The following is a 23,143-nucleotide window of genomic DNA, read 5'->3' as shown; positions in this document are numbered from 1 at the left end:
GAACAATCTAATATTCGAAAGGAGCTTGATGATGGAACGATTATATGCTTTTCCAACAGAAGAACTAGAACAAGATGGACCTTATCTGACAATCAATCTCTGCATTGATCAAGATGATCAGTCTCAAGAGGCATTGAGGATTCAGTTAGAGAATGCATCCAAGCAAGCTAAGAAACTTATCGAAGAAGATTTATCAGAGCCTAGCCTGGCAGAACCCATCCTAGCCCAATTAAAAGGCTTAGCCGCTGATTACAAAGCTTTGCCACAACAAGCCAGAGACTTGGTGTTTTATATTCATGCTTCAGGAATTTACTATTATCATCTTTTTGAACGGGTTCCTGCTTTTGAATTTGTAGCTGACTACCCAGCATTGAGTCCTGTCTTGATTAATAATCAATTGCATAATCATTTCCACTTGCTAAAATTGAGTCGCGGCAAGATTAAGTTATATGAGGTCTACGGGGACCAACTTCAACCTGTCACGTTAGAGGGGAAGGATATTCCTGAAACGATGGCTGAAGCCGTAGGGACTGATTATGATCCAGCCAATATTACGCCACCATCTACCCCAGCCTCACATGCCTTTCATGGCCATTCAGATACCAGTGATGAACGGGATAAAGACCGAGAATTTTATTTCAAATTGGTCGATGATTATATATATCAACAATATTCAAAGAAATATAAGCTACCCTTGGTCTTATTGGCCTTAGAAGAGAATGAAGTCGTCTTTAGGAAATTATCTAAGAATCAATATTTAGAAGATCAAGCGATTCATTCAGGTAATAATTTTACCGACCAACAAGTTGAAAATATTGTTAAAGAAAGTCTGCGAGCGCAGAAAGAACAAGAGCTAACCAACTTGAAACAACGTTTCCAAGAGACTTCTCCTGAATTTAAGGTTAAAGATAGTCTCGATAGTCTGGCTCAATTAGCTATTGCCGGACGAATCGAAGAATTAATTTTGGCCAAAGAATATATGCCACAAGGCGATTTTGACCCGACAGGTCAATACAATGAAGCTGGGAAAGGGTATCGTCAACAATTAATTCATCAAGTACTCAAGACCCAAGGCAAGGTTTATCTCTTAGACCAAGATCTATTGGGAGATGAATTCAAAATAGCCGCTCGTTTGCGTTACTGATGGACGAGCGATGAAGCCAACAAGTTATAAAATAAATTAATTTAGCCGACAATCACTGTCTTACTTTTGAACATCAAGAAATGTTCAAGCTAAGGCAGTGATTTGTTTTTTGTTGGCAAGGGCTGTGATAAGATAAGTTTAATGGTTAGAGAGGAGTGACCGTACTTATGCGAATATACATTGTCGAAGATGATCCGGTAATCCAAGAACGTTTAGAAGAAGCACTAAAGAAATGGCATTATCAGGTAGAAGTGAGCCAAGATTTCAATAATATCTTAGCTGAAGTTCAAAGCTTCGATCCTCATTTAATTCTTTTGGATATTGTCTTGCCCGTCTTTAATGGTTATTACTGGTGTGAAGAAATTCGAAAAACATCGAACATCCCGATTATTTTTATTTCATCCCGGGCAGAAAAGATGGATATTGTGATGGCCGTACAGATGGGGGCAGATGACTATATAACCAAACCCTTCGATTTAGAGATTGTGATTGCTAAGATTCAAGCTTTGTTGCGTCGGACTTATGATTTTGGGCCCGATCATGGCTATTTGACCTGGCAAGCTCTAAGCTTGATTCCCGACCAAGCCTTACTTCGTTATGCTGATCAGGAGCTGGTCTTAAGTCGAACGGAATTGATGATTATGGAGGCGCTGTTTGTGGGTCAGGGAGCTTTTGTCAGTCGCAATAAAATTATTGAGAAGTGCTGGCAGAGTGATGATTATATTGACGATAATACCCTCTCTGTCAATATGACGCGATTAAGAAAGAAATTGACGTCGATTGGTTTAGACCAATTAATTCTCACCAAAAAAGGCTTAGGCTATGGATTAAATTCAGAAAGCGGGCAAATCAATGGCTAATTGGCAAAAATTTCTAAAAAGTAAAAGACAGTGGTGGGGAAGTTTTGCTTTGTTTCATCTCACTTTCCTGTTAGTCTCACTCTTGCTGTATCAAAATCTGTTGCTATTTATTTATGTGCTAGTCCTTAATAGCTTTCTGAGTCTAGTCTACTTAGTCTTGGCCTATCCTTATTATCAAGAGCAGCTATCCACTCAAAAACAAATGCATCAACTGAAAAAAGAACATCGAAACTTGCAAGATCAATGGTATCAATTTAAGTCCGATTTAAGTTCTTACTTCTTAATTTGGATTCATCAAATTAAAACGCCGATTACTGCGGTCATGTTATTAGCTGCTGAAGAAGAACCCAGCCGCCAAACCCTCAACGATATTCGCATCCAAACTTTACGGATTGATAATTATACTCAGACAGCCTTAAATTACCTTAAGTTATTGGATGAAGAAGTGGCTTTGGATTTGACGGACATTGATTTAGATCAAGTGCTTCGTAAGATTATTAAATATTATGCGCCTTTATTTATTGAGGCTCAGATCCATTTGAACTTTAGTCCCAGCCAGGCAATCGTGGTAACTGATGGACAATGGTTAACGATCCTGCTAGAGCAATTAATTGATAATGCTGTCAAGTATAGTCCGCAGGGACAGATAGACATCTATTATCAGACTGAGGAGCGGGCTTTAGTTATTCAAGATAGTGGTCGTGGAATTCACCCCCACGACCTGCCTTTGATTTTCTCCAAAGGATATGCTGGGATGAATGGACGTTTAAATAAGAAATCGACCGGTATTGGCCTTTACATTGTCCAGGTAATTGCTCAAAGACTGCAATTGGAGATTAAAGTTGAATCTAAATTGAAGCAAGGCAGCAAATTTTTAATCTATTTTCCTAAGAATTCTATCGGCTAAGATTTCTATAATAGCTAATCTTTCAATAATGTAAGATTCTAAGTCAAAGTGTCACTTTAGATAAAGGCAAGCGGTGGTTGGATCCGTTAAGATAGGATTATCAGAAAAGGAGTGAGACGATGACTTTATTAGAAGTAAATCATTTAAAGAAAGTTTATGGCGATCAACACTCAGTTCAAACCGAAGCACTTTCTAAAGTTAGTTTTACCGTCAAACAAGGCGAGTTTGTGGCTATTATGGGCGAATCTGGTTCTGGCAAATCAACCTTATTGAATATTATTGCCAGCTTGGATCACGCTACCGCAGGCTCGGTTATTCTTAACGGGCGGAATCTAAGTAAGATTAAAGCCAAAGATTTAGCTCGTTTCCGTCGGGAAGAATTAGGTTTTGTCTTTCAACAGTTTAATCTGTTAAATAGCTTTAGTAATCGGGATAATGTTTTGTTGCCTTTAGTTTTGTCGGGGGTCAATCAAAGTGAAATGAATCAGCAGCTGATGTCACTGGTGAATCTGTTAGGTTTAGCCGATATCTTAGATAAATATCCCTATCAAATTTCTGGCGGTCAACAACAAAGGGTGGCGATTGCTCGGGCCATGATTAGTCAACCTTCATTGCTTCTGGCGGATGAACCGACCGGCGCTCTAGACTCCAAATCGAGTCAAGTTATTCTAGATTTATTTAGCCAATTGCAAAAAGCAGGGCAGACGATTTTAATGGTAACCCATTCTTTAACCGCCGCTGCTTATGCAGATCGGGTATTATTTATTAAAGATGGAACTGTCTATAATGAAATTTATAAAGGTGGCGAGAGTCAGCGTCAGTTCTTTAATCGCATTAATCAGTCACTCGAAGTTATAAGTGCAGGTGAAGCTCATGAGTAGACATCTGTTATGGGGCCTTGCCCGGCGAAATCTTCTGGCCCACCGTCAATGGGAAGCTCCTTTTGTGATGGCGAGTTCTTTGATGGTGGCTCTGTTCTATATCGTTCTTTCATTAATTAATAATCCATACATCACTCGCGAGCACCCTGATCTTAAGAGTTTACTTAATTTGGGGATTATTCTTGTCGGCTTGTTTACCATTGTCTTTATCCTCTATGCCAATCGATTGGCGATAAAGACACGAAGCTCGGAGTTTGCCCTTTATCAAGTCATGGGTTTGGAGCAAGGACACATGATTAAGCTATTGGGGCTGGAGACCTTGTTGAAATTTGGCTTGACCAGTCTCTTTGGTTTGATCGGTGGCCATCTTTTTGGGGTATTAATCTTTATGAGCTTAAAACACTTAATTCATGCCCAAGCAATGTCGATGGGTGATTACCAATGGAGTTGGACTGTATTTGCTTACGCTTTAGCCTTTGTCGCAATCACTTTCTTATTACTCTTCTTATTAAATGCCTGGCGAATTTGGCGAGTGAATCCAATGGAATTGATGCGTCAGGCCAAGGCTGGTCAAGCACCGCCACGTCATCGTTGGTTAGTCCTGGTTCTTGGTTTAGCACTATTAGCTTATGGCTATTATTTAGCGCTGGTTACCGAAGGGAATTTACAATCCGTCTTGATCTTTCTCTTAGCAGCCATCCTAGTGATGTTAGCCAGTTATTTGCTTTTTGAAAGTTTGTCGGTATTTGTCCTGCACACATTAAAACGTAAAAAGTCTTATTATTATCGGGCTGAGAACTTCTTTTCCTTGTCAGGGATGCTTTATCGAATACGCGCGAATGCCATGGGTTTGGCGAGTGTATGTATTATGTTAACCGGTCTGATTATCACTTTAGGGACGACAGTAACGGTCTATCGGAATGTCGATCAGACGATTGATGCTAACTCACCGAAGGATTATATGGTTGAAGGCGTCCAACTGCCGATAGATCTAACTGAGGCAGAATTGGACCAGCAAGTTGAGCAACTTAAACAGGATGTACAAGAGATTCATCAAGAGCTTGGTCAGTCAGTGCAACCTTTGGCTTATTTCCAAAGTCTACTCCTGGTTTTAGATGAAGAGGGCAGGTTAACACCGGCCGGTGGCGTCTCGATTAATGACTCGAATCTGCGCTTGATCTATTTAGAAGAAAGCAAACACTTTAATGCGCGGACGGGGGAAAACTACCAGCCAGCTGATAATGAGTTGCTTTTCTATAGTGATAGTCCGGCAGCAAAGAAATTAACCCAGCTTTCGATTGACCAAACTAACTATCAATTAGTTCCTATCCAAAGTCAATTGCCAAAGAATATCGCTTTTGAAAGTTATCTACTGGTAGTGAAAGATTATTCATCATTACAAGAAATCAGTCAGCAGCTAGGATCCAAAGAATTTCCACAAGAATACAAAGTCAATTTAGGTTGGGATAATATAGATGGCGATGAGACCTACCGTCAGACTGTAGAAGATGCCTTACGGGCGAAGGGTTATTCGATTAGAATCAATTCTAAATCAAGTTTACGGGCAGATCTTTATAGTATGTATGGAGGCTTGGTCTTTATTGGGATCCTCGTTTCGATTGTCTTCTTAATCGGTACGATTCTGGTCACTTATTATAAACAATTGAGTGAGGGACAAGAAGATCAAGGAAATTATCGGATATTGAGACAAGTAGGCTTAGACGAAACTTTAATTCAGAAAGTCTTGAAGAAACAAATTATTTGGCTCTTCTTCCTTCCTTTATTAGTAGCTTGCTTACATACTTTAGTGGCCAGTAAATTGGTTTCTCGTCTCTTAATGACGATTGGGATTTATGATTATCAGTTCTTCTTAATCTCTCTGCTATTAACGGTGTTAGCAATCGTCTTTATCTATTATGTGGTCTATAAGCTAACTTCGCGAGTTTATTATCACTTGGTAAGATAAGCGAGCCAAAAATTAGCCCGATTATTTGAGCACAAATATAAAAAATAAAAACCGAATCGTTATGAGCACAATTTGTTTCTTGTCTCGTAATGATTCGGTTTATAGTTTGATCAAAGTATCATCGTCATAGAGCGAGGCACTTAGCCTGACATGATAAATGTCGGTCAAGATTCAAGGTCTATTGAGAATTGATTCCAAGGTTCAAGCCTAGGGGGCAAACTGTTCACTCGAATCAGGCGATCTTGAGTCGGATGTTTGAAGCTTAATTGATAGGCCCATAGGGCAATTTGTTGACCGACTTGATTAAAGTCTGCTCCATATTTTTGGTCGCCATAAAGTGGGTGGCCGATATGTGCCATTTGTACACGTATTTGATGGGAGCGCCCAGTTTCTAACTGGACTTCGATGAGAGAATATGGAGCTTGATAAGCGATTCTTCGATAATGGAGAATCGCTTTTTTGCTGTGAGGGTAATCAGCGCCAACAACCCGTGATTGGTTATGTTTACGGTCTTTATACAGATAATGCGTCAGTGATTGCTCAGCGAATTTACTTTGACCATGGACAATGGCTAGATATTTTCGCTTGACCTTTTGTTTCTGTAGTTCTTTAGCCAGTCGGCTGGCTGCTTTGGAAGTTTTCGCAAAGACCATGGCGCCTCCTACTGGTCGGTCCAAGCGATGAACCAAGGCTAAATAAACATTGCCTGGTTTGTGATCACGTTTTTTTATATAGTCTTTGATTGCTGTGAGCAAATCAAGGTCATGGGAATCGTCAGCCTGGACGGGCATATTGATTGGTTTCTCCACGCAAAATAGGTGATTATCTTCGTATAGAATTTTCATCTTGAAAACTCCTTTCACTATCCTTCCCTATCATTGTAAAAGAAGGGAATAATAATACAAGGGAATAATAGATAAATCACAATAGGATGAGAGATTCTTATACTATTTAAGATATAAATGAGGTGAAAACGTATAATTTTAATCTTTTTATAATTTTTCTCTTGACAATCTAATCTGTTTCGATTAATTTAGATACATAACAATTACGGAGGGAATTTTATGAAAAAACTATTAAAGAAATTGATTGCCCTTGGGGTAGCTAGTTTATCCCTGTCGCCGCTTGTTAATCTTGTTCCAGTCGCTTCGGCTCAAGAACAAGTATTAAATATTTCGACTTCTGCTGAACCGCCAACCATTGACCCTGCTTTAGCAACAGATTCAACGTCAGGATCAATTCTTAGAAATGTCTTTGAAGGATTGACTGTTGTTTCTCCGGAGGGAGAAGTTCAACCGGGAGCAGCGGAATCCTGGGAAGTTTCTGACGATGGTTTAGTCTACACCTTTAAATAAAGAGAAGGAAATAAGTGGTCTAATGGAGATCCAGTAACGGCTCAGGACTTTGAGTTCGCTTGGAAACGGGTATTAAATCCTGAGACAGCTTCTCAATATGCTTCAATCATGTTCCCGATTAAGGGCGCTGAAGCTTATAACTCTGGCGAAGGAAAAGTTGAGGACGTAGGTATTAAAGCTGTAGATGAATCAACTTTAGAAGTTACCTTGGCAGCGCCGACGGCTTACTTCCTTGAATTGCCTGCTTTCTATAGCTTCATGCCAGTTAACCAAAAAGTCGTGGAAGGCGATGAAAATTGGGCCATGGAAGCTGGGGAGGCCTATGTCACAAATGGTGCTTTTAAATTAGAAACTTGGAACCACAATTCTGACTATGTCTTAACCAAGAACGATCAGTACTGGGATAAAGATAATGTAAAATTAGATCAAGTGAATGTTAAGATTATCGAATCTGAAGCGACTGCTAATGCTGAATTCCAAGCAGGTAGCATTGACTACCTAGGTTCACCTTATTCACCAGTTTCTTTAGATAATATTGATCAATATCGTGCTGATGGTATCTTACAATCTGTACCTTATGCAGCCATCTATTGGTATAAACTAAATACCACTGATGAAGTCTTATCGAATGTCAATATTCGTAAAGCCCTAGCTTTAGCGATTGACCGTCAAGGATTGATTGATAATGTCACTAAAGGGGAACAAATTCCAGCTTTAGGTTATATTCCACCAACCATTGAAGGGTTTGAAGAGGATCGTGGCTATCTAAAAGATGCTGATTTTGAGCAAGCCAAGGAACTCTTAGCTAAAGGTTTGGAAGAATTAGGTATGAAAGATCCGAGTGAATTAAATATTGAAATTTCAATTAATACCTCTGAAGCTCACTCAACCATTGCTCAATATATTCAAGAAGGTTGGTCCAAGAACTTAGGTATTAATGCAAGTATCCGTAACTCAGAATGGCAAGTATATTTAGATGAGTTATCAAACTTACAATATCAAGTGGGTCGTTTAGGCTGGATTGCCGACTTTAATGATGCTTCTACGTTCTTAGATATGTATCGTACAGCAGACACTGGAAATAACGATACAGGTTGGGAATCTGAAGAGTTTAAGAACAAGCTTGACGAAGCCAATCAAGAACAAGATCCTGAGAAACGTAAAGGACTCTTGTTAGAAGCTGAAGCGATGATTATGGAAGATTTACCGGTCATTCCTTTGTATTACTACACAAATAACTTCGTCGTCAAAGATGGCGTAGAAGGCATGCAACCGGATGCGCTTGGAAATATTAACTTGAAGAATGTTTCGATTAAGGCAGAATAAGCAAGTCTTGCGATGTGTTCGGATGCACGGGTTAACCCCGTGCATTCCTTATAGTTAGAAGGGATATATTATGACAAAGTTTATAATTAAACGTATCGGGTATATGCTATTAGCTTTATTTTTAATTGTGACGATTACCTTTTTGATGATGCGACTCGCACCGGGTAATCCTTTTGCTGGTGAACAACAACATATGACTCCGGCAATTCAACAACAACTGAATGAAGCCTATGGTTTGGATGATCCCTGGTATGTTCAATATGGTAATTATATAAAAGATGTCTCACAATTTAATTTTGGTGAATCGATGAAATATCGGGGACGTTCAACCAACGATATGATTGCGGAATCCTTCCCGGTATCGCTGGCTTTGGGTGGCCAGTCGCTCTTCATCGCTATTGGTTTAGGTGTTTTACTAGGAGTTATCTCGGCCATGTATCATAATCGAACGGGTGACTATTTGGCGACGATTATTGCCGTCTTAGGTATTTCGGTCCCATCCTTTATTGTCGCTGGTTTGCTTCAATATGTCTTTGGTTTGAAACTTCATTGGTTGCCGATCTCTGGCTGGACTTCATGGGCCAACCGGATTCTGCCTTCGCTAGCTTTAGGATTGGGTTATATGGGGAATATTGCCAAAATGACCCGCTCTTCTTTATTAGAGCAGAATACTTCGGAATATGTGAAGTTAGCTCGGGCCAAAGGTCTTAAGAAATGGGGCGTAGTCTTTAAGCATTCGCTGAGAAACGCTTTGCTTCCTGTCATTACCTATTTAGGGCCTCTAACTGCTGGGATTGTGACCGGTTCATTCGTTGTTGAGAATATCTTTGCGATTCCTGGTTTAGGGCGTCACTTTGTGACATCGATTAATAATCGGGATTATACGGTAATTATGGGAACAACGGTCTTTTATGCAATTTTGTTATTGTTTGCTGTGCTCATCGTGGATATCTTGTATGTCTTAGTCGATCCGCGGATTCAATTGGAAGGAGCTGACGATTAAGATGCAAGAAGAAGTGATGGATTCAAATAAATTTGAAATGGTCGGCATTCGCCAAGAAGAGACGGATGTCCTCAGTGCCAAATCGATTTCTTTTTGGGGAACAGTTTGGCGGACCTTTGTTCGTAATAAATTAGCCATTACCGGACTTATCATCTTATTAGTGGTAATGTTAATGGCTTTGATTGTACCTGAAATTTGGCGTTATAGTTATAGTGAGCAGACAGGGATTTATAATCATGCACCGAATGCTGATTTTCTATTTGGCACGGACAATTTGGGTCGCGATATTTTTGTCCGTTCATGGGTCGGTGCTCGAATTTCTCTGGCCATCGGTTTGTCAGCAGCAGCTATCGATGTGATTATTGGTGTCCTTTGGGGCAGCGTCGCCGGCATCGTTGGAGGTAAAGTCGATAATTTTATGATGCGTGTTGCTGATATCTTAACCGCTGTTCCTTACTTGTTGGTAGTTATCTTGCTTTTGGTTGTTATGGATCAAGGTCTCTTCCCAATGATCGTAGCCCTGTCGATTACCGGTTGGGTTCGGATGGCTCGGATTGTTCGTGGAGAGGTCATGTCGATTAAGAACCAAGAGTATGTTCTGGCAGCGCGTACCTTAGGGGCAGATACTAAACACTTAATTCGTAAGCATTTAATTCCCAATTCCTTAGGATCTATCATTGTGACCATGACCTTGACTATTCCTGCCGCTATCTTTACCGAGTCTTTCTTAAGTTATATCGGTCTTGGAGTGACTCCGCCGATGGCCTCTTGGGGAACCATGGCTTCCGAGGGTAATGAAGCAATTATGACAGCGCCTTGGCGTTTATTCTTCCCGGCTCTACTGATTTCAATTACCATTTTTGCATTTAATGCGGTCGGCGATGGATTACGTGATGCGCTCGATCCGAAGTTGAGAAAGTAGGGGAAGAGAATGAGTGAACAAATATTAGAAGTAAAAGATTTACATGTGTCATTTAAAACCTTTGCGGGACGAAACCATGCCGTCCGTGGTGTAAGTTTCAATTTGAATAAGGGAGAGACTTTAGCTATTGTAGGCGAGTCAGGATCGGGTAAGAGTGTTACCTCGAATGCTATCATGCGTTTAATTCCCGAACCGCCAGGCCACTATGATCAGGGTGAGATTATTTTTCAAGGGAAGAACCTATTAGACCTATCAGAGAATGAAATGGCTGAGATTCGTGGGAACGATATTGCCATGATTTTCCAAGATCCGATGACTTCCTTGAATCCGACGATCAAGATTGGTAAGCAAATTATGGAAGTGATCCAAATTCATGATCGCAAGGTTTCCGATAAAGAAGCTAAAGCCCGGGCATTGGCCTTATTGGAGAAGGTGGGGATTCCTGATCCTGATAAGCGATTTAATCAATATCCCCATCAATTCTCAGGTGGGATGCGGCAAAGGGTTGTGATTTCCATTGCCTTAGCAGCCAATCCGCAGTTATTAATTGCCGACGAACCAACTACTGCCTTGGATGTTACCATCCAGGCTCAGATTCTGGAATTGATGAAAGAGATCCAAAAAGATTCTAACAACTCGATTATCTTTATTACTCACGATTTAGGGGTGGTGGCTAATGTGGCTGATAAGGTAGCGGTCATGTATGCCGGACAAATTGTCGAGTATGGCGATGTCAATGAAATCTTCTATAATCCTAAGCATCCATATACTTGGGGCTTATTAGGTTCGATGCCTGATTTAGCCAGTGATAGCCAGGAGGAACTTTATACAATCCCTGGAGCACCGCCTAATTTGATTGATCCACCCAAAGGGGATGCCTTTGCACCTCGTAATCCTTATGCTATGGCGATTGATTATGAGCAAGAACCGCCAATGTATCAAGTCAACGAAAATCACTATGCCAAAACTTGGTTGCTTCACCCACAAGCGCCTACGGTTGAAATGCCAGCCATTATTTCTAAACGGATTGCGCGCTATTTAAGTCAAGATATTGAAGGAGGCGTTCAAGCATGAATGATGTGAAATTATTAGAAGTACGCCATCTCAAACAATATTTTGGTAAGAAGGCCCAACCAGTTAAAGCGGTTGACGATATTTCTTTTGATATCCGCCAAGGAGAAGTATTGGGTTTGGTCGGGGAGTCTGGTTCAGGGAAATCAACCACCGGCCGAGCAATTATCGGTTTGAATAAGATTACGGATGGCGAAATTATCTACAATGGCCAAGCCATTCAAAACCTACAAGACCCTAAAGCTAAAAAAGCCTTAGCGAAGAAGATTCAAATGATTTTTCAGGACCCTTATGCTTCATTAAATCCACGGATGACTGTAGCTGAAATTATTGGCGAAGGGTTTGATATTCATGGGATGTATCCTAAGCGCAAAGAACGAGCGGAACGGATTGCCTACTTATTAGAAGTGGTTGGTCTTAATCGTGAACATGCTAACCGTTATGCCCATGAATTCTCTGGTGGCCAACGGCAACGGATTGGTATTGCTCGGGCTTTGGCCTTAGAACCTGAATTTATTATTGCTGATGAACCTATCTCAGCATTGGATGTGTCAATCCAAGCACAGGTAGTGAATTTATTGAAACGACTGCAGGTAGAACGTAATTTAACCTACCTCTTTATTGCTCATGACCTCTCGATGGTTAAATATATCTCCGATCGGATTGCGGTCATGTACCATGGAAAGATTCTTGAATTGGGGACAGCGGATGAAATATACTATCATCCAATACACCCATATACCAAATCTCTGTTGTCTGCTGTCCCCCAACCTGATCCAAGGAGTGAACAGAAGCGTCAGCGTGTTCCATATTTGCATGTTGACGCCGATGACACTCTGAAGAAGTTTGAGGTTTCTGCCGGACACTATGTGATGGCGACGCCAAAGCAGTACGAGGAGTGGACAAAAGCAAGTCAACTTGTTTAAGGAGATAAACGATTGATAAATTATTTTTACAGTGAGGAAATGACCTTTCTAGATAAATAATAGCTAATTTTTATTTAGCCCTCCACCATCCATTTAGTGGCGGAGGGCTATTCTAATGGCTAAAATAAAAATGAAATTCGTTTCTTAGAAAATTTTCAGTCGAGAATATTATTGTTCATTTTACTCAGTAATAATAGGAATAAATGCGGTCAAAAATAATAATATAATATAGAAGAAATAGAAAAATTTTGCCTTTGACTTTACACAAACATAACTTGTCATCTTGTGAAAAAATTTCTATTCTTTTATTTATCCTTTGTCAGATAGTTTATTAGTCGTCGCTATAGGTTTAGAAGACAAAGGAGTTAGCTTTTTATCAGACCTATAAGCGGATTTGATAAGTAAAAATTTATCTCTGAGCAAAAAACTAGCTCTTTTGTCTGACAGTGATACAATAGCTAGGGTTTAAATTAAAAAATGCTAAAAAATATTAAAGAAAGCGCTTGCTACACCTATAAATTTGACTTATACTTTACTTGTAAGAAAAAGTTAGCGTTTCAAATTAAATATTAAATGAGTTGATTTAGCCTTTATACTAAATTGATGACTTAGATTCGAGGTATATTATGGATATTATTCAATTATCATATTTAGTCAACATAGTGAAATATAACTTTAACTTATCTGAAGCATCTAAAAGAATCCATGTGACTCAGTCCGCCCTGAGTCAATTTATTTCAAATTTTGAAGAAAGAGAAGAAATTAGACTCTTCCAGCGCAAAAATAATCGCTTAGTCGGCTTGACCGAAAGTGGCGAGATTATTTATAAATATGCCCAAGAAATTTTAAGTAAATATGATGAAATGATTTTTTCGGCTCGGAAAGTTGTATCAAAAGAGAAATCAACCGTGAGAATTGGGGTACCATCACTAATTTTAATGGTCTATTTCTCCTCTATGTTTCCTAAAATTATCCAAAAACATCCTTCAATCAATATCGAAGTGGTCGAAGCAGGTTCGCGTAAAATTCGTAATTTATTAATTGCCAACGAAATTGATTTGGCGATTATGCTTGATCCAACCGATCTGAGTGAATTTACCTATCACCAAGAGCTGGTCCATTCTTCAGAAATTTCTGCTTTTATCAATTCCAACCACCCATTAGCCCAGAAGAAACAATTGACGTGGGATGAAGTCAGTCAATATGAATTTGCCACCTTTAATGAAGAACACACCACCAATGTCCTTCTTCAACAAAAGTTAAAAGACCTAGCGACGGATAAAGAAATAGCTTATACAGCCTCCGCCTGGGATTATTTAATTCATTTGACGATGGATACAAATATCGTAACGTTTCTTCCCGATCTTATTTATCGTTATACCCGTCAAGATGTCATTTTACAAAAGAAATTGGTCGATCCTTTAGAATTTAAAATTTATGCCTGCCGCCTTTTAAATGATAAATATTCACCGGAAGAACAATATGTTTTTGATTATATTATAAGTAACTTTGATATTTATAGTAAGGAGGCCTGATTTATTTTCCTGCTGTCTTAGCAGGTTTTTATCTATAAAGAGTATTGAAAACGCTTTACTAACGGTATTTTTCTCATTTTAAACGGTTAATGGTTCTTATTAGTTTTGCTAATGATTAAATTATTATTAGTAATTTGTAATCGTTTCCACCTTACCATATAATTCTTTTAGAAGCGCTAGACAAAGTTTTTTAGGAGGGATAGTCATTGAATAGAGTAGCTGTAGTAGCCGCTAAACGTTCTGCCTTAGGTAGTTATGGAGGTTCTTTGAAGGGAATCTCTGCGGTTGATTTAGGTGCCAGTGTTGTCAAACAAACGCTTGAATCTATCAATTTAGATCCAAGTATGGTCAATGAAGTCATTATGGGGAATGTTTTAAGTGCAGGTTTAGGTCAAAACGTTGCTCGTCAAGTCTCAATGAATGCTGGGATTCCGAAAGAAGTTCCTGCATTAACCATTAACAAAGTGTGTGGATCAGGGTTAAAAGCTGTTGTTCTAGCAGCCCAATCTATTATGACTGGTGATAATGAAATTGTCGTCGCAGGTGGTACCGAAAATATGAGCCGTGCGCCTTATGTAATGGACGCAGCTCGTTGGGGAGCTCGGATGGGCGATACCAAATTAGTCGATACCATGATTCGTGATGGTTTATCTGATGCTTTTGAAGGCATTCACATGGGAATGACCGCTGAGAATATTGCTGAAAAATACGGATTTACCCGTGAAATGCAAGATGAACTTGCAGTGATGAGTCAAAATCGGGCAGAAGCTGCCATTAAAGCCGGTCGCTTCAAGGAAGAGATTGTACCGATTGAAGTTCCCCAACGTAAGGGTGATCCGCTCATCTTTGATACAGATGAATTCCCTCGTTTTGGATCTACTATGGAATCTTTAGGTAAATTAAGACCTGCCTTCAAGAAAGACGGAACCGTTACTGCTGGAAATGCTTCAGGAATTAACGACGGTGCAGCAGTATTGATCTTAATGTCTGAAGACAAAGCTAATGAATTAGGTATGAAACCATTAGCCTTCATTAAATCTTATGCTTCAGGCGGTGTAGATCCTCGTATCATGGGTACAGGCCCAATTCCTGCTTCACAAAAAGCATTGAAAAAAGCTGGTTTAACCGTAGAAGATTTAGATTTAATTGAAGCCAATGAAGCCTTCGCAGCTCAAGCTCTAAGTGTAGCGCATACGCTTGGCTTTGATATGGATAAAGTGAATGTGAATGGTGGAGCTATTGCCCTAGGACATCCAATCGGAGCTTCAGGAGCCCGTGTCTTTGTTACCTTATTACACGAAATGCTTAAGAGAGATTCTAAGACAGGTCTCGCTACATTATGTATTGGTGGCGGTCAAGGTATTTCTGTCATTGTTGAACGTTAATTTTCTCAAACATTTAACAGACTTATAAATCATAAAATGAAAGAAGGAAATAAATAATGGCAATTCAAAAAGTATTGGTTATCGGTGCAGGTCAAATGGGTGGCGGAATCGCTCAATCATTCGCAGAACATGGTTACGATGTTGTGCTTAACGATATTAAACAAGAATTTGTTGACAAAGGATTAGCTAATATTGAAGGCCGCTTAAACAAAGCTGTCTCTAAAGGTAAGAAAACAGAAGACGAAGTCAAAGAAATTCTTGGTCGTTTCACAACCTCTACAGACTATGAAGCAGCTAAAGAAGTCGACTTAGTAGTTGAAGCTGCAACTGAAAATCCAAATATCAAATTAGATATCTTCCGCCAATTAGATGAACTAGCTAAACCTGAAACAATCCTAGCATCTAATACCTCATCATTATCCATTACCATGATTGCTGCTGCTACCAAACGTCCAGACAAAGTGATTGGTCTTCACTTCTTTAACCCAGTTCACGCCATGAAATTAATCGAATTAAACATTGGCTTAACAACTTCTGAAGAAACCGCCAAAATTATGACTGAAGTCGGTGAATCTTTAGAAAAAACCGTCGTAAGAGCGAAAGACAGTGCTGGATTCGTTGTTAACCGTATCTTAATCCCAATGATTAATGAAGCAATCTATGTTTATAGCGAAGGGGTTGCGAGCGCGGAAGATATTGATGAAGCCATGAAATTAGGGGCAAACCATCCAATGGGACCATTGGCCTTAGGTGATTTAGTTGGTTTAGATGTTGTTTTAGCGATTATGAATGTTTTACATACCCAAATCGGAGATCAAAAATACCGTCCAGCTCCATTATTGAAGAAGATGGTTGAAGCCGGACAACTAGGTCGCAAATCTGGTCGCGGATTCTTTGAATATTAATAAGCTATTAAGATTAACAGCAGAATTATAGGAGGAATAGAATGACTGAATTTAAGACCATCGAATTAGTGATTGAAGATGCGATTGCTACACTTACCATTAACCAACCAAAATCTTTAAATGCTCTAACCACAGAAGTTCTTTCTGAAATTGGCCAAGCCATCGAAGAAGTAGAGAACAATCTGGATATTCGTGCTTTAATTATTACCGGTGCCGGCGAAAAATCATTCGTCGCCGGAGCCAATATTGTTGAAATGAAAGATAAAAATGCGCTCGAAGGCGAAATTTTTGGTCGCTTAGGGAATGAAGTTTTCTATAAATTATCAACGTTAAGACAACCAACCATTGCTGCAGTAAATGGTTTCGCCCTAGGTGGGGGTTGTGAATTAGCAATGGCTTGTGACATTCGTTTAGCTTCAGAGAATGCCCTATTTGGTCAACCTGAGGTTGGACTAGGAATTACACCAGGATTTGGTGGAACTCAACGTTTGGCCCGTTTAGTCGGCCCTGGAATTGCTAAAGAATTAATTTATTCAGCACGTAACGTTAAAGCGGCTGAAGCTAAAGAAATCGGCTTAGTAAACCGGGTAGTAGCTCTTGAAGAATTACTTCCAGAAGCCAAGAAATTAGCAGAAAAAATTGCAAAACAAGCACCACTTGCTGTGGAAAAAGCTAAAGAAATGATCAATAAAGGATTAGATTTACCTCTTGCAGCAGGTATTGATGTTGAGGTTCAAGGATTTGGACTCTTGTTCTCAACAGAAGATCAAAAAGCGGGAATGACAGCTTTTGTAAATAAAGAAAAAGCTACATTCAACCGCAAATAAAGAAGGTTTTAAATGCAAATTTAAAATGCAAAAATACTAGGAAAGTAGGTTCATGTATGGCAAAAATTGTTCCGATTGAAGAAGCAGTTGCTTTAATTAAACCGGGAAGTTCTTTCTCATTCAATGGCTTCTTAGGAGTTTCCACTCCAATTAAATTGTTTGAAGGCCTAGTCAAAGCCGGCACCAAAGACTTATCGATTGTAGCTGCCGTAATGTCCTTCCCTTATGAAGAACATGATATCAGTATCTTGGCTGTCAACAAACAAATCAAGAAGATTACCGCAGCCCATGTGGGTACTTCACGAGAAATTTCTAAACAATATTTTGCAGGTGAGATCGATATTGACTTTGTTCCAATGGGAACCGTAGCAGAATGTCTTCACGCTGGTGGTGCAGGATTGGGTGGGGTAATTACTCCAGTTGGAGTTGGAACCGTTCAAGAAGAAAGCCATGAGAAGATTGTCCGTAATGGTAAAGAATACTTGTGGTATGATCCAATCACAACCGATGCTGCTTTGATTAAAGTTAACAAAGTTGACAAAGAAGGAAATTGCTACTGCTTCGGAACATCCAAATCATTGGCCTTAGAATGTGCATTGGCCGCTGAAACTGTGATTGTAGAAGCTGACGAAATTGTTGAAGTTGGCGACATCGAACCAACAGATGTTTATATCCCTGGCATGTTAGTCGACTATATCGTTCAAGGCTTAACACCAGCTGAACGACAAGACTACTATAAAGAATTATGGGGCAAACATAATTTATTATCGAAGGGGGTAAACTAGTATGAAGCCAAAAGAGATTATCGCTAGACGTATCGCCAAAGAATTTAAAGATGGTGACGTCCTTAACCTAGGTTTTGGGATTCCTAACCTATCTGCTGCATACTTACCAGCAGATGTCAAAGTAACCTTGCAAGCTGAGAACGGTGCCTTGAAATTTGGTCCACCACCAACCGAAGAAACACTGAATCCAGACTATTCTAACTCTGGCGGAATGCCTTTAACTTTCCAAAAAGGAGCCTCAACTTTCAGTATGTTAACTTCTTTTGCCATTATCCGTGGGGGTCACGTGGACTGTACCGCTCTGGGTGCTTTGGAAGTTGACCAAGAGGGATCCATCGCTAACTGGATGGTTCCTGGCGTTCTAGCACCTGGTATGGGTGGCGCGATGGACTTATTGGTCGGAGCCAAACGAGTGATTGCTTCACTTCAACATTGTGATAAGCATGGTAATTCTAAAGTATTGAAGAAATGTACTTTGCCATTATCTGCTAAGAGCTGTCTAGATTTGATTATTACTGATTTAGCAGTGTTTGAATTCCAAGCAGGTAAATTATTATTGGTTGAAACCGCACCAGGTGTAAGTGTCGAAGACGTACTTGCCAAGACTGAAGCGGATGTTATTGTAAGCGATAACGTAAAAGTGATGGATATTTAATTATTTCTTAAATTATTATTAGGGGGACAAATAAATGCAAACTAAAGAAGAATTAATCAAAGAATTATGGCCAGAAGATTTACTAGGATATGCTGAGAAATTAACCGATAAAGAAGTGGCTATCTTAAAAAATCTTCAAGAACAACTCGAAGAACGTTTACGTCCATTAATCTATGACTGTACCGAAAAAGCAGAATTACCACGGGAAGAAATTTTAGGGGTGTTCCGTGACTGCCGGATTATGGACCATCCTGATTTATTCGAAGGTCGCGATCAAGACTGGAAACCAAGTGAAGTTTACAATGTATTCCTTTACTTGACTTTAGCACGCTTTGACCCATCTGTGGCGACTTTCTATACGGTCCATGGTGGATTAGGTTACAATACCATCTTAATGGGTGGAAATGATGAACAACGTGAACGTTTTGGTCGCCCAGTTCAACGCTTCGAAGCTCAAACCTGTTTTGGTTTAACTGAACCTGATCACGGGTCAGATATTGCTTCTGGTTTAGCTTCAACAGCAGAACGTAAAGGGGATAAATGGATTATCAATGGAGAAAAACGCTGGATTGGTGGGGCCAAAACGGCTGACTTCATTCCATTCTTCGCCCGTGACGTTGAAACTGGTAAAATTATGTGCTTCATGATTGGCAAAGACTCACCAGGTCTTGAAGTTGAGAACGTGGAACACAAGATTGCTTTACGTATCGTTAATAACGGTCATATCACTTGTAAAGATGTTCAAGTCGACGAAAAAGACCGTTTAGAATTTATCAAAGGTTGGAAGACCGTTGCTAACATCTTCGTTCGTACTCGTCTAGATGTGGCTCATATCGCTTTAGGTACGGCTGCTGGATCATTTATTGCTGCCCAAAAATTAGTCACAACCCGTGAACAATTCGGCCGTAAAATTGGCAGCTTCCAACTGGTTCAAGAAAAATTAGCCCGGATGCAAGCCAATGTTATTGCAGCTTTAGGTTATTCTGTACGAGTGGCTGAAATTCAAGAAACTGGTAAAGAAGTTATGTTAAACTCATCACTTGCTAAAATGCACAATGCGTTAAGAATGCGTGAAACTGTAGCCTTAGGTCGTGAAATCTGTGGTGGTAACGGAATTACCTATGATGTGGATGTGGCTCGCTTCTTCGTTGATGCTGAAGCTATCTATACATATGAAGGTACCCATGAAGTGAACGCGCTGATTATCGGCCGTGAACTGACTAACTTAGCTGCTTTCGTTTAAGCTCATTAAATATTCCTTTCCTGACCGGTTATGGTTGACAAGAGTCGACCATAACCTTTTTTTCTGATAAAGAGTAGACTTGTCAATGAGTCTAATAACATATTTTACCGACGATTGAAATTCTTCAGTCGTCTTTTTTATTTCAGCAACTAATAGAAGATAGACTACCATCTTAATTCGAATCTTTACACAATCTTTACATTCACAAGCGACTAATTTACATAAAAAACACATTAGATTTACATTCTTTTTATAAACTAGACCTAAAGCAATCAAAGAATTTGGAGGATGACACATGCAAACAATGATTAAGAAATTATTCCTTTGTTTTGGTCTCTTAGCGTTAGTGATGTCTGGTTTAAATCCCGCAATGAACTTGGTTCATGCCCAAGAAAAAACAGAAATTATCTTCTGGCATGGAATGGGTGGATCAACTGGGGAAGCTTTACAAAAGTTAGTCGATGACTTCAATGCCTCTCAAGATGAAGTGGTGGTCAATGCCCAATACCAAGGGTCTTATGATGAAACCTTAACAAAATTACGGTCATCTGCTTCTGGTTCAGAAGTGGGTGCAGATTTGGTTCAAGTCTTTGAAGTTGGGACGACCTTTATGATTGATTCTGGTCTCACCGTTCCGATCCAAGATTATGTCGATGCCAGTGACTTTGACTTAAATCAATTAGAACCAAACTTATTAGCTTATTTCACTATTGATGGTAAATTGCATTCAATGCCTTTTAATAATTCAACGCCCTTAATGTATTACAATGTTGATATCTTTAAGAAAGCCGGCGTTGAGCCTCCTAAAACCTTAGAAGAAATGATTGAAATCACGCCGAAACTTCAAGAAGCAGGAGCAGCAATGGGAGCAACGATTTCAATTTATGGTTGGTGGATTGACCAATGGTTTAACAAGATGGAGAAAGATTTATTTGACAATGGCAATGGTCGCGATGGGGGACCAACTTCAGTTGCCTTTATCGAAAATGGTGGCATGGAGAAAATTCTAAGTATGTGGAAGAAAGGTTTAGATGCTGGCGCCCTACCTAATGTGGGTCGAACAGGAGGTCAACCAGAATTTGTTGCTGGTCAATCTGCTATGACTTTTGGATCTACTGCAAGCCTTCGTCAAATCTTAACCGAAGTTGATGGGCGCTTTGAAGTCGGCACGGCTTATTATCCAGGTATCGATGCAGAAGATAAAGGTGGCGTATCCATTGGTGGTGCTTCGCTATGGATGATTGAATCTGGAGATGATGCGAAGAAAGAAGCTACTTGGAAATTTATTCAATATTTAGTTTCTGCTCCAGCGCAAGCACAATGGAATGTTGATACTGGTTATTTCCCAGTAAACTTAGCTGCCCACGATGAACAATTATTTAAGGATAATTTAGCTGAATATCCACAATTCCAAACAGCGATTGACCAACTCCACGATTCCAAACCAGAAGACCAAGGAGCGTTGGCGGGTGTGGCTCAAGAATCCCGCCAAATTTTTGAGAATGAAGTTGAGAAAGTATTAAATGGTGAGATCGAACCTGCAGCTGCCGCCCAAAATATGGCCGATCAAATCAATAAAGCGATTGAGAATTATAACGCAGCCAATCAATAAACCCAGACAGGTTTAAGATTACGGGATAGAAGCTGGTCTTTTATCCCGTTTTTTGATTATGAGGAAAGGAGTTTGTTATGGAAGAGCAAGTTGTGATAATAGCCGAAGAGAAATCATGGATTGAGAAGTATAAAGCCTATGCATATTTATTAGCCCCAATAAGTATTCTGACCATTTTTATGTTCTGGCCTTTTTTCAAGACACTCGAACGTAGTCTTTTTTTAACCAATAATTTGGGCCAGAATGCTAAATTTTTAGGCTGGGCCAATTATAGTGAACTATTGACCAGTCCTAGTTTTTGGAATAGTGTCCTGGTTACTTTTAATTTTGTAGTGATTGTGGTGATTTTTGGGGTCTTGTTGGGTTTTCTAACCGCTTTACTCTGCCAACGAACCTTTCCTGGCATTAAATTCTTTTCCACCAGTTATGCCATGCCGATGGCGATTGCTTCGGCCGGAATGGCCATGATCTTTCAAGTCATGTTAAATCCGACCGTGGGAATCATCAATAAAATTATGGGAACGTATATAAATTATTTATCCCAACCTAATTCTGCTCTCTTAGTAATCGGTCTATTAACTGGTTGGCTGAACTCGGGGATGAACTTTCTATATTTCTCTTCTGGCTTAGCCAGTATTGATGAGAGTCTATATGAGTCTTCCTCAATTGATGGGGCTAATCGTTGGCAACAATTTCTTTACATTACTTTGCCCTCTTTGAAGCCAACCTTGTTTTTCGTGATTGTAACCAACGTGATTAATGCCTTCCAAGGCTTTGGACAGATTAATATTTTGACCAAGGGAGGCCCAGGTCAAGCCACTAATGTCATCGTTTATGATATCTATCGCAATGCCTTCATGAATTATCGCTATGGTTTTGCTTCGGCAGAGTCGGTAATTTTATTTTTAATCGTCATGATTTTGACGATTATCATGTTCAAGTTACGTAGAAAGGAGTCTTAAGATGACCAATTCTAAAGTCCTCGCCAGTGGCAATCGACGTAGCCGGCAAAAACAACGTCTAGAATCAATCTTAAGAATTCTTCTAAATCTTTTGGTCTGGCTGTTTGTAATGTTTCCCATGTTATATGCTTTTTCGATGGCAGTGAAACCCTCAGGAGAATTGTATGATCCCAATTCGATTTGGTTACCGCAGCAACCAACCTTGACGAATTTTGTGGATGTCTTTCGGATTGCCCCGATCGCTACTTACATTCGAAATTCTTTGATTGTGGCGACGATGATCACCTTAAGTCAAATTATTACTTCACTATTAGCTGCTTTTGCTTTTCGCTTTTTAAATTTTAAAGGGAAAGGTTTATTGTATGCTTTAATCTTGTCAACCATGATGATTCCTGGGGAAGCGGTAATTATTTCTCAATTTTTAATGGTTTCTGCCTGGGGTTGGACCGATTCGCTCTATGTTTTAATCGTTCCTTTCATCGTATCGGCTTTTAATATATTTTTATGTGTTCAAGCCTTACAAAATTTCCCTTATGAAATTTATGAAGCCGCCAAGATGGATGGCTGTCCTGACATTCGTTTTGTGTTTACCATCTTAATGCCCTTGATTAAACCTACCTTGGGGGCTATGTCGGTGCAATCTTTCTTAAGTGGTTGGAATATGTATATGTGGCCCTTATTAGTGACCAATAATGATCAAAATCGAACCGTCCAAATCGGGATTTCAATGTTAAATAGTGTTGATTCGCAGTCCCTCGTGCTGATGGTAGCAGGAGTAGTGCTTTGTATGATTCCTAGTTTATTGATCTTTATAATTGGCTCACGCAATATGGTTAAGGGTCTAACTGCTGGCGCAGTGAAAGGTTAGAAGGG

General features: G+C 39.7%; 21 protein-coding genes and 1 pseudogene. 21 read left to right on the top strand and 1 reads right to left on the bottom strand.

Going from position 1 to position 23,143, the window contains the following annotated elements; genetic code table 11:
* Positions 1 to 31 precede the first annotated feature (31 nt).
* The 5 genes from M0R79_RS07680 (at position 32) to M0R79_RS07660 (ending at position 5,758) form a co-directional block, all read left to right on the top strand.
* Positions 32 to 1,144: a baeRF6 domain-containing protein gene (locus M0R79_RS07680; protein ID WP_092571321.1), complete on the top strand. Its 1,113-nt coding sequence runs from the start codon at positions 32 to 34 to the stop codon at positions 1,142 to 1,144.
* Positions 1,145 to 1,311: 167 nt separating this feature from the next.
* On the top strand, positions 1,312 to 2,004 hold the full coding sequence (locus M0R79_RS07675; protein WP_092571323.1) for a response regulator transcription factor: 693 nt from the start codon (positions 1,312 to 1,314) through the stop codon (positions 2,002 to 2,004).
* Positions 1,997 to 2,911: a sensor histidine kinase gene (locus M0R79_RS07670; protein WP_248415760.1), complete on the top strand. Its 915-nt coding sequence runs from the start codon at positions 1,997 to 1,999 to the stop codon at positions 2,909 to 2,911. Before M0R79_RS07675 ends, M0R79_RS07670 begins: the two co-directional genes overlap by 8 nt.
* Positions 2,912 to 3,030: 119 nt before the next feature.
* Positions 3,031 to 3,792 carry an ABC transporter ATP-binding protein gene (locus tag M0R79_RS07665; protein ID WP_248415761.1) on the top strand — a complete coding sequence of 254 codons (762 nt, stop codon included), beginning with the start codon at positions 3,031 to 3,033 and terminating at the stop codon, positions 3,790 to 3,792.
* A complete protein-coding gene (locus M0R79_RS07660) occupies positions 3,785 to 5,758 on the top strand; it encodes an FtsX-like permease family protein (RefSeq protein ID WP_248415762.1) in 1,974 nt (657 codons plus the stop codon). The genes M0R79_RS07665 and M0R79_RS07660 overlap by 8 nt, the downstream gene beginning before the upstream one ends.
* Before the next feature lie 164 nt (positions 5,759 to 5,922).
* Here the strand turns inward: M0R79_RS07660 and M0R79_RS07655 are convergent, their stop codons facing one another.
* Positions 5,923 to 6,603, bottom strand: coding sequence for an RluA family pseudouridine synthase (locus M0R79_RS07655; protein WP_248415763.1), 681 nt, complete (start codon positions 6,601 to 6,603; stop codon positions 5,923 to 5,925).
* A gap of 219 nt (positions 6,604 to 6,822) precedes the next feature.
* On the opposite strand from M0R79_RS07655, the gene M0R79_RS07650 reads away from it, so the two are divergent.
* From M0R79_RS07650 to M0R79_RS07575, 16 genes and pseudogenes are all read left to right on the top strand, one after another.
* Positions 6,823 to 7,113 (top strand): hypothetical protein, encoded by a 291-nt coding sequence (locus M0R79_RS07650; RefSeq protein WP_248415764.1) that lies wholly within the window; start codon positions 6,823 to 6,825, stop codon positions 7,111 to 7,113.
* 12 nt (positions 7,114 to 7,125) lie between these two features.
* A pseudogene (locus tag M0R79_RS07645) lies at positions 7,126 to 8,439 on the top strand (peptide ABC transporter substrate-binding protein); the annotation flags it as partial.
* A 70-nt stretch (positions 8,440 to 8,509) separates the two neighbouring features.
* Positions 8,510 to 9,442: an ABC transporter permease gene (locus tag M0R79_RS07640; protein ID WP_092571336.1), complete on the top strand. Its 933-nt coding sequence runs from the start codon at positions 8,510 to 8,512 to the stop codon at positions 9,440 to 9,442.
* Between the two features lies 1 nt (position 9,443).
* Complete coding sequence (locus M0R79_RS07635; RefSeq protein ID WP_092571337.1) at positions 9,444 to 10,364, top strand: ABC transporter permease; 921 nt, start codon at positions 9,444 to 9,446, stop codon at positions 10,362 to 10,364.
* A gap of 9 nt (positions 10,365 to 10,373) precedes the next feature.
* Complete coding sequence (locus M0R79_RS07630) at positions 10,374 to 11,438, top strand: ABC transporter ATP-binding protein (RefSeq protein WP_248415765.1); 1,065 nt, start codon at positions 10,374 to 10,376, stop codon at positions 11,436 to 11,438.
* The gene (locus M0R79_RS07625) at positions 11,435 to 12,361 is read left to right on the top strand and encodes an ABC transporter ATP-binding protein (RefSeq protein WP_092571341.1); all 927 of its coding nucleotides are present in this window, start codon (positions 11,435 to 11,437) and stop codon (positions 12,359 to 12,361) included. Before M0R79_RS07630 ends, M0R79_RS07625 begins: the two co-directional genes overlap by 4 nt.
* Positions 12,362 to 12,987: 626 nt before the next feature.
* A complete protein-coding gene (locus tag M0R79_RS07620; protein WP_092571343.1) occupies positions 12,988 to 13,896 on the top strand; it encodes a LysR family transcriptional regulator in 909 nt (302 codons plus the stop codon).
* A gap of 206 nt (positions 13,897 to 14,102) precedes the next feature.
* Positions 14,103 to 15,281, top strand: a complete 1,179-nt coding sequence (locus tag M0R79_RS07615) for an acetyl-CoA C-acetyltransferase (RefSeq protein WP_092571345.1) — start codon at positions 14,103 to 14,105, stop codon at positions 15,279 to 15,281.
* Between the two features lie 56 nt (positions 15,282 to 15,337).
* On the top strand, positions 15,338 to 16,186 hold the full coding sequence (locus M0R79_RS07610; RefSeq protein ID WP_092571347.1) for a 3-hydroxybutyryl-CoA dehydrogenase: 849 nt from the start codon (positions 15,338 to 15,340) through the stop codon (positions 16,184 to 16,186).
* Positions 16,187 to 16,227: 41 nt separating this feature from the next.
* Positions 16,228 to 17,013 (top strand): enoyl-CoA hydratase-related protein, encoded by a 786-nt coding sequence (locus M0R79_RS07605; RefSeq protein WP_248415766.1) that lies wholly within the window; start codon positions 16,228 to 16,230, stop codon positions 17,011 to 17,013.
* 56 nt (positions 17,014 to 17,069) lie between these two features.
* Positions 17,070 to 17,798, top strand: a complete 729-nt coding sequence (locus tag M0R79_RS07600) for a CoA transferase subunit A (RefSeq protein ID WP_092571351.1) — start codon at positions 17,070 to 17,072, stop codon at positions 17,796 to 17,798.
* A gap of 1 nt (position 17,799) precedes the next feature.
* On the top strand, positions 17,800 to 18,453 hold the full coding sequence (locus tag M0R79_RS07595) for a 3-oxoacid CoA-transferase subunit B (RefSeq protein WP_092571353.1): 654 nt from the start codon (positions 17,800 to 17,802) through the stop codon (positions 18,451 to 18,453).
* 34 nt (positions 18,454 to 18,487) lie between these two features.
* Positions 18,488 to 19,696 (top strand): acyl-CoA dehydrogenase FadE, encoded by a 1,209-nt coding sequence (gene fadE, locus M0R79_RS07590; RefSeq protein ID WP_092571355.1) that lies wholly within the window; start codon positions 18,488 to 18,490, stop codon positions 19,694 to 19,696.
* A 295-nt stretch (positions 19,697 to 19,991) separates the two neighbouring features.
* Positions 19,992 to 21,308: an ABC transporter substrate-binding protein gene (locus tag M0R79_RS07585; protein ID WP_092571359.1), complete on the top strand. Its 1,317-nt coding sequence runs from the start codon at positions 19,992 to 19,994 to the stop codon at positions 21,306 to 21,308.
* Positions 21,309 to 21,385: 77 nt separating this feature from the next.
* On the top strand, positions 21,386 to 22,270 hold the full coding sequence (locus tag M0R79_RS07580; RefSeq protein WP_248415767.1) for a carbohydrate ABC transporter permease: 885 nt from the start codon (positions 21,386 to 21,388) through the stop codon (positions 22,268 to 22,270).
* Between the two features lies 1 nt (position 22,271).
* Positions 22,272 to 23,138, top strand: a complete 867-nt coding sequence (locus M0R79_RS07575) for a carbohydrate ABC transporter permease (RefSeq protein ID WP_248415768.1) — start codon at positions 22,272 to 22,274, stop codon at positions 23,136 to 23,138.
* Positions 23,139 to 23,143: the final 5 nt, after the last annotated feature.

The sequence above is a fragment of the Ignavigranum ruoffiae genome (assembly GCF_023195815.2).
In the GTDB taxonomy this organism is placed as follows: domain Bacteria; phylum Bacillota; class Bacilli; order Lactobacillales; family Aerococcaceae; genus Ignavigranum; species Ignavigranum ruoffiae.
This window is presented reverse-complemented; position numbering and strand designations above follow the sequence as displayed.

Excerpts from the sequence above, each read along its gene's own strand:
- M0R79_RS07680 (WP_092571321.1), top strand. The coding sequence starts at position 32 with ATGGAACGATTATATGCTTTTCCAACAGAAGAACTAGAACAAGATGGA.
- M0R79_RS07675 (WP_092571323.1), top strand. The coding sequence starts at position 1,312 with ATGCGAATATACATTGTCGAAGATGATCCGGTAATCCAAGAACGTTTA.
- M0R79_RS07670 (WP_248415760.1), top strand. The coding sequence starts at position 1,997 with ATGGCTAATTGGCAAAAATTTCTAAAAAGTAAAAGACAGTGGTGGGGA.
- M0R79_RS07665 (WP_248415761.1), top strand. The coding sequence starts at position 3,031 with ATGACTTTATTAGAAGTAAATCATTTAAAGAAAGTTTATGGCGATCAA.
- M0R79_RS07660 (WP_248415762.1), top strand. The coding sequence starts at position 3,785 with ATGAGTAGACATCTGTTATGGGGCCTTGCCCGGCGAAATCTTCTGGCC.
- M0R79_RS07655 (WP_248415763.1), bottom strand. The coding sequence starts at position 6,603 with ATGAAAATTCTATACGAAGATAATCACCTATTTTGCGTGGAGAAACCA.
- M0R79_RS07650 (WP_248415764.1), top strand. The coding sequence starts at position 6,823 with ATGAAAAAACTATTAAAGAAATTGATTGCCCTTGGGGTAGCTAGTTTA.
- M0R79_RS07640 (WP_092571336.1), top strand. The coding sequence starts at position 8,510 with ATGACAAAGTTTATAATTAAACGTATCGGGTATATGCTATTAGCTTTA.
- M0R79_RS07635 (WP_092571337.1), top strand. The coding sequence starts at position 9,444 with ATGCAAGAAGAAGTGATGGATTCAAATAAATTTGAAATGGTCGGCATT.
- M0R79_RS07630 (WP_248415765.1), top strand. The coding sequence starts at position 10,374 with ATGAGTGAACAAATATTAGAAGTAAAAGATTTACATGTGTCATTTAAA.
- M0R79_RS07625 (WP_092571341.1), top strand. The coding sequence starts at position 11,435 with ATGAATGATGTGAAATTATTAGAAGTACGCCATCTCAAACAATATTTT.
- M0R79_RS07620 (WP_092571343.1), top strand. The coding sequence starts at position 12,988 with ATGGATATTATTCAATTATCATATTTAGTCAACATAGTGAAATATAAC.
- M0R79_RS07610 (WP_092571347.1), top strand. The coding sequence starts at position 15,338 with ATGGCAATTCAAAAAGTATTGGTTATCGGTGCAGGTCAAATGGGTGGC.
- M0R79_RS07605 (WP_248415766.1), top strand. The coding sequence starts at position 16,228 with ATGACTGAATTTAAGACCATCGAATTAGTGATTGAAGATGCGATTGCT.
- M0R79_RS07600 (WP_092571351.1), top strand. The coding sequence starts at position 17,070 with ATGGCAAAAATTGTTCCGATTGAAGAAGCAGTTGCTTTAATTAAACCG.
- M0R79_RS07595 (WP_092571353.1), top strand. The coding sequence starts at position 17,800 with ATGAAGCCAAAAGAGATTATCGCTAGACGTATCGCCAAAGAATTTAAA.
- fadE (WP_092571355.1), top strand. The coding sequence starts at position 18,488 with ATGCAAACTAAAGAAGAATTAATCAAAGAATTATGGCCAGAAGATTTA.
- M0R79_RS07585 (WP_092571359.1), top strand. The coding sequence starts at position 19,992 with ATGCAAACAATGATTAAGAAATTATTCCTTTGTTTTGGTCTCTTAGCG.
- M0R79_RS07580 (WP_248415767.1), top strand. The coding sequence starts at position 21,386 with ATGGAAGAGCAAGTTGTGATAATAGCCGAAGAGAAATCATGGATTGAG.
- M0R79_RS07575 (WP_248415768.1), top strand. The coding sequence starts at position 22,272 with ATGACCAATTCTAAAGTCCTCGCCAGTGGCAATCGACGTAGCCGGCAA.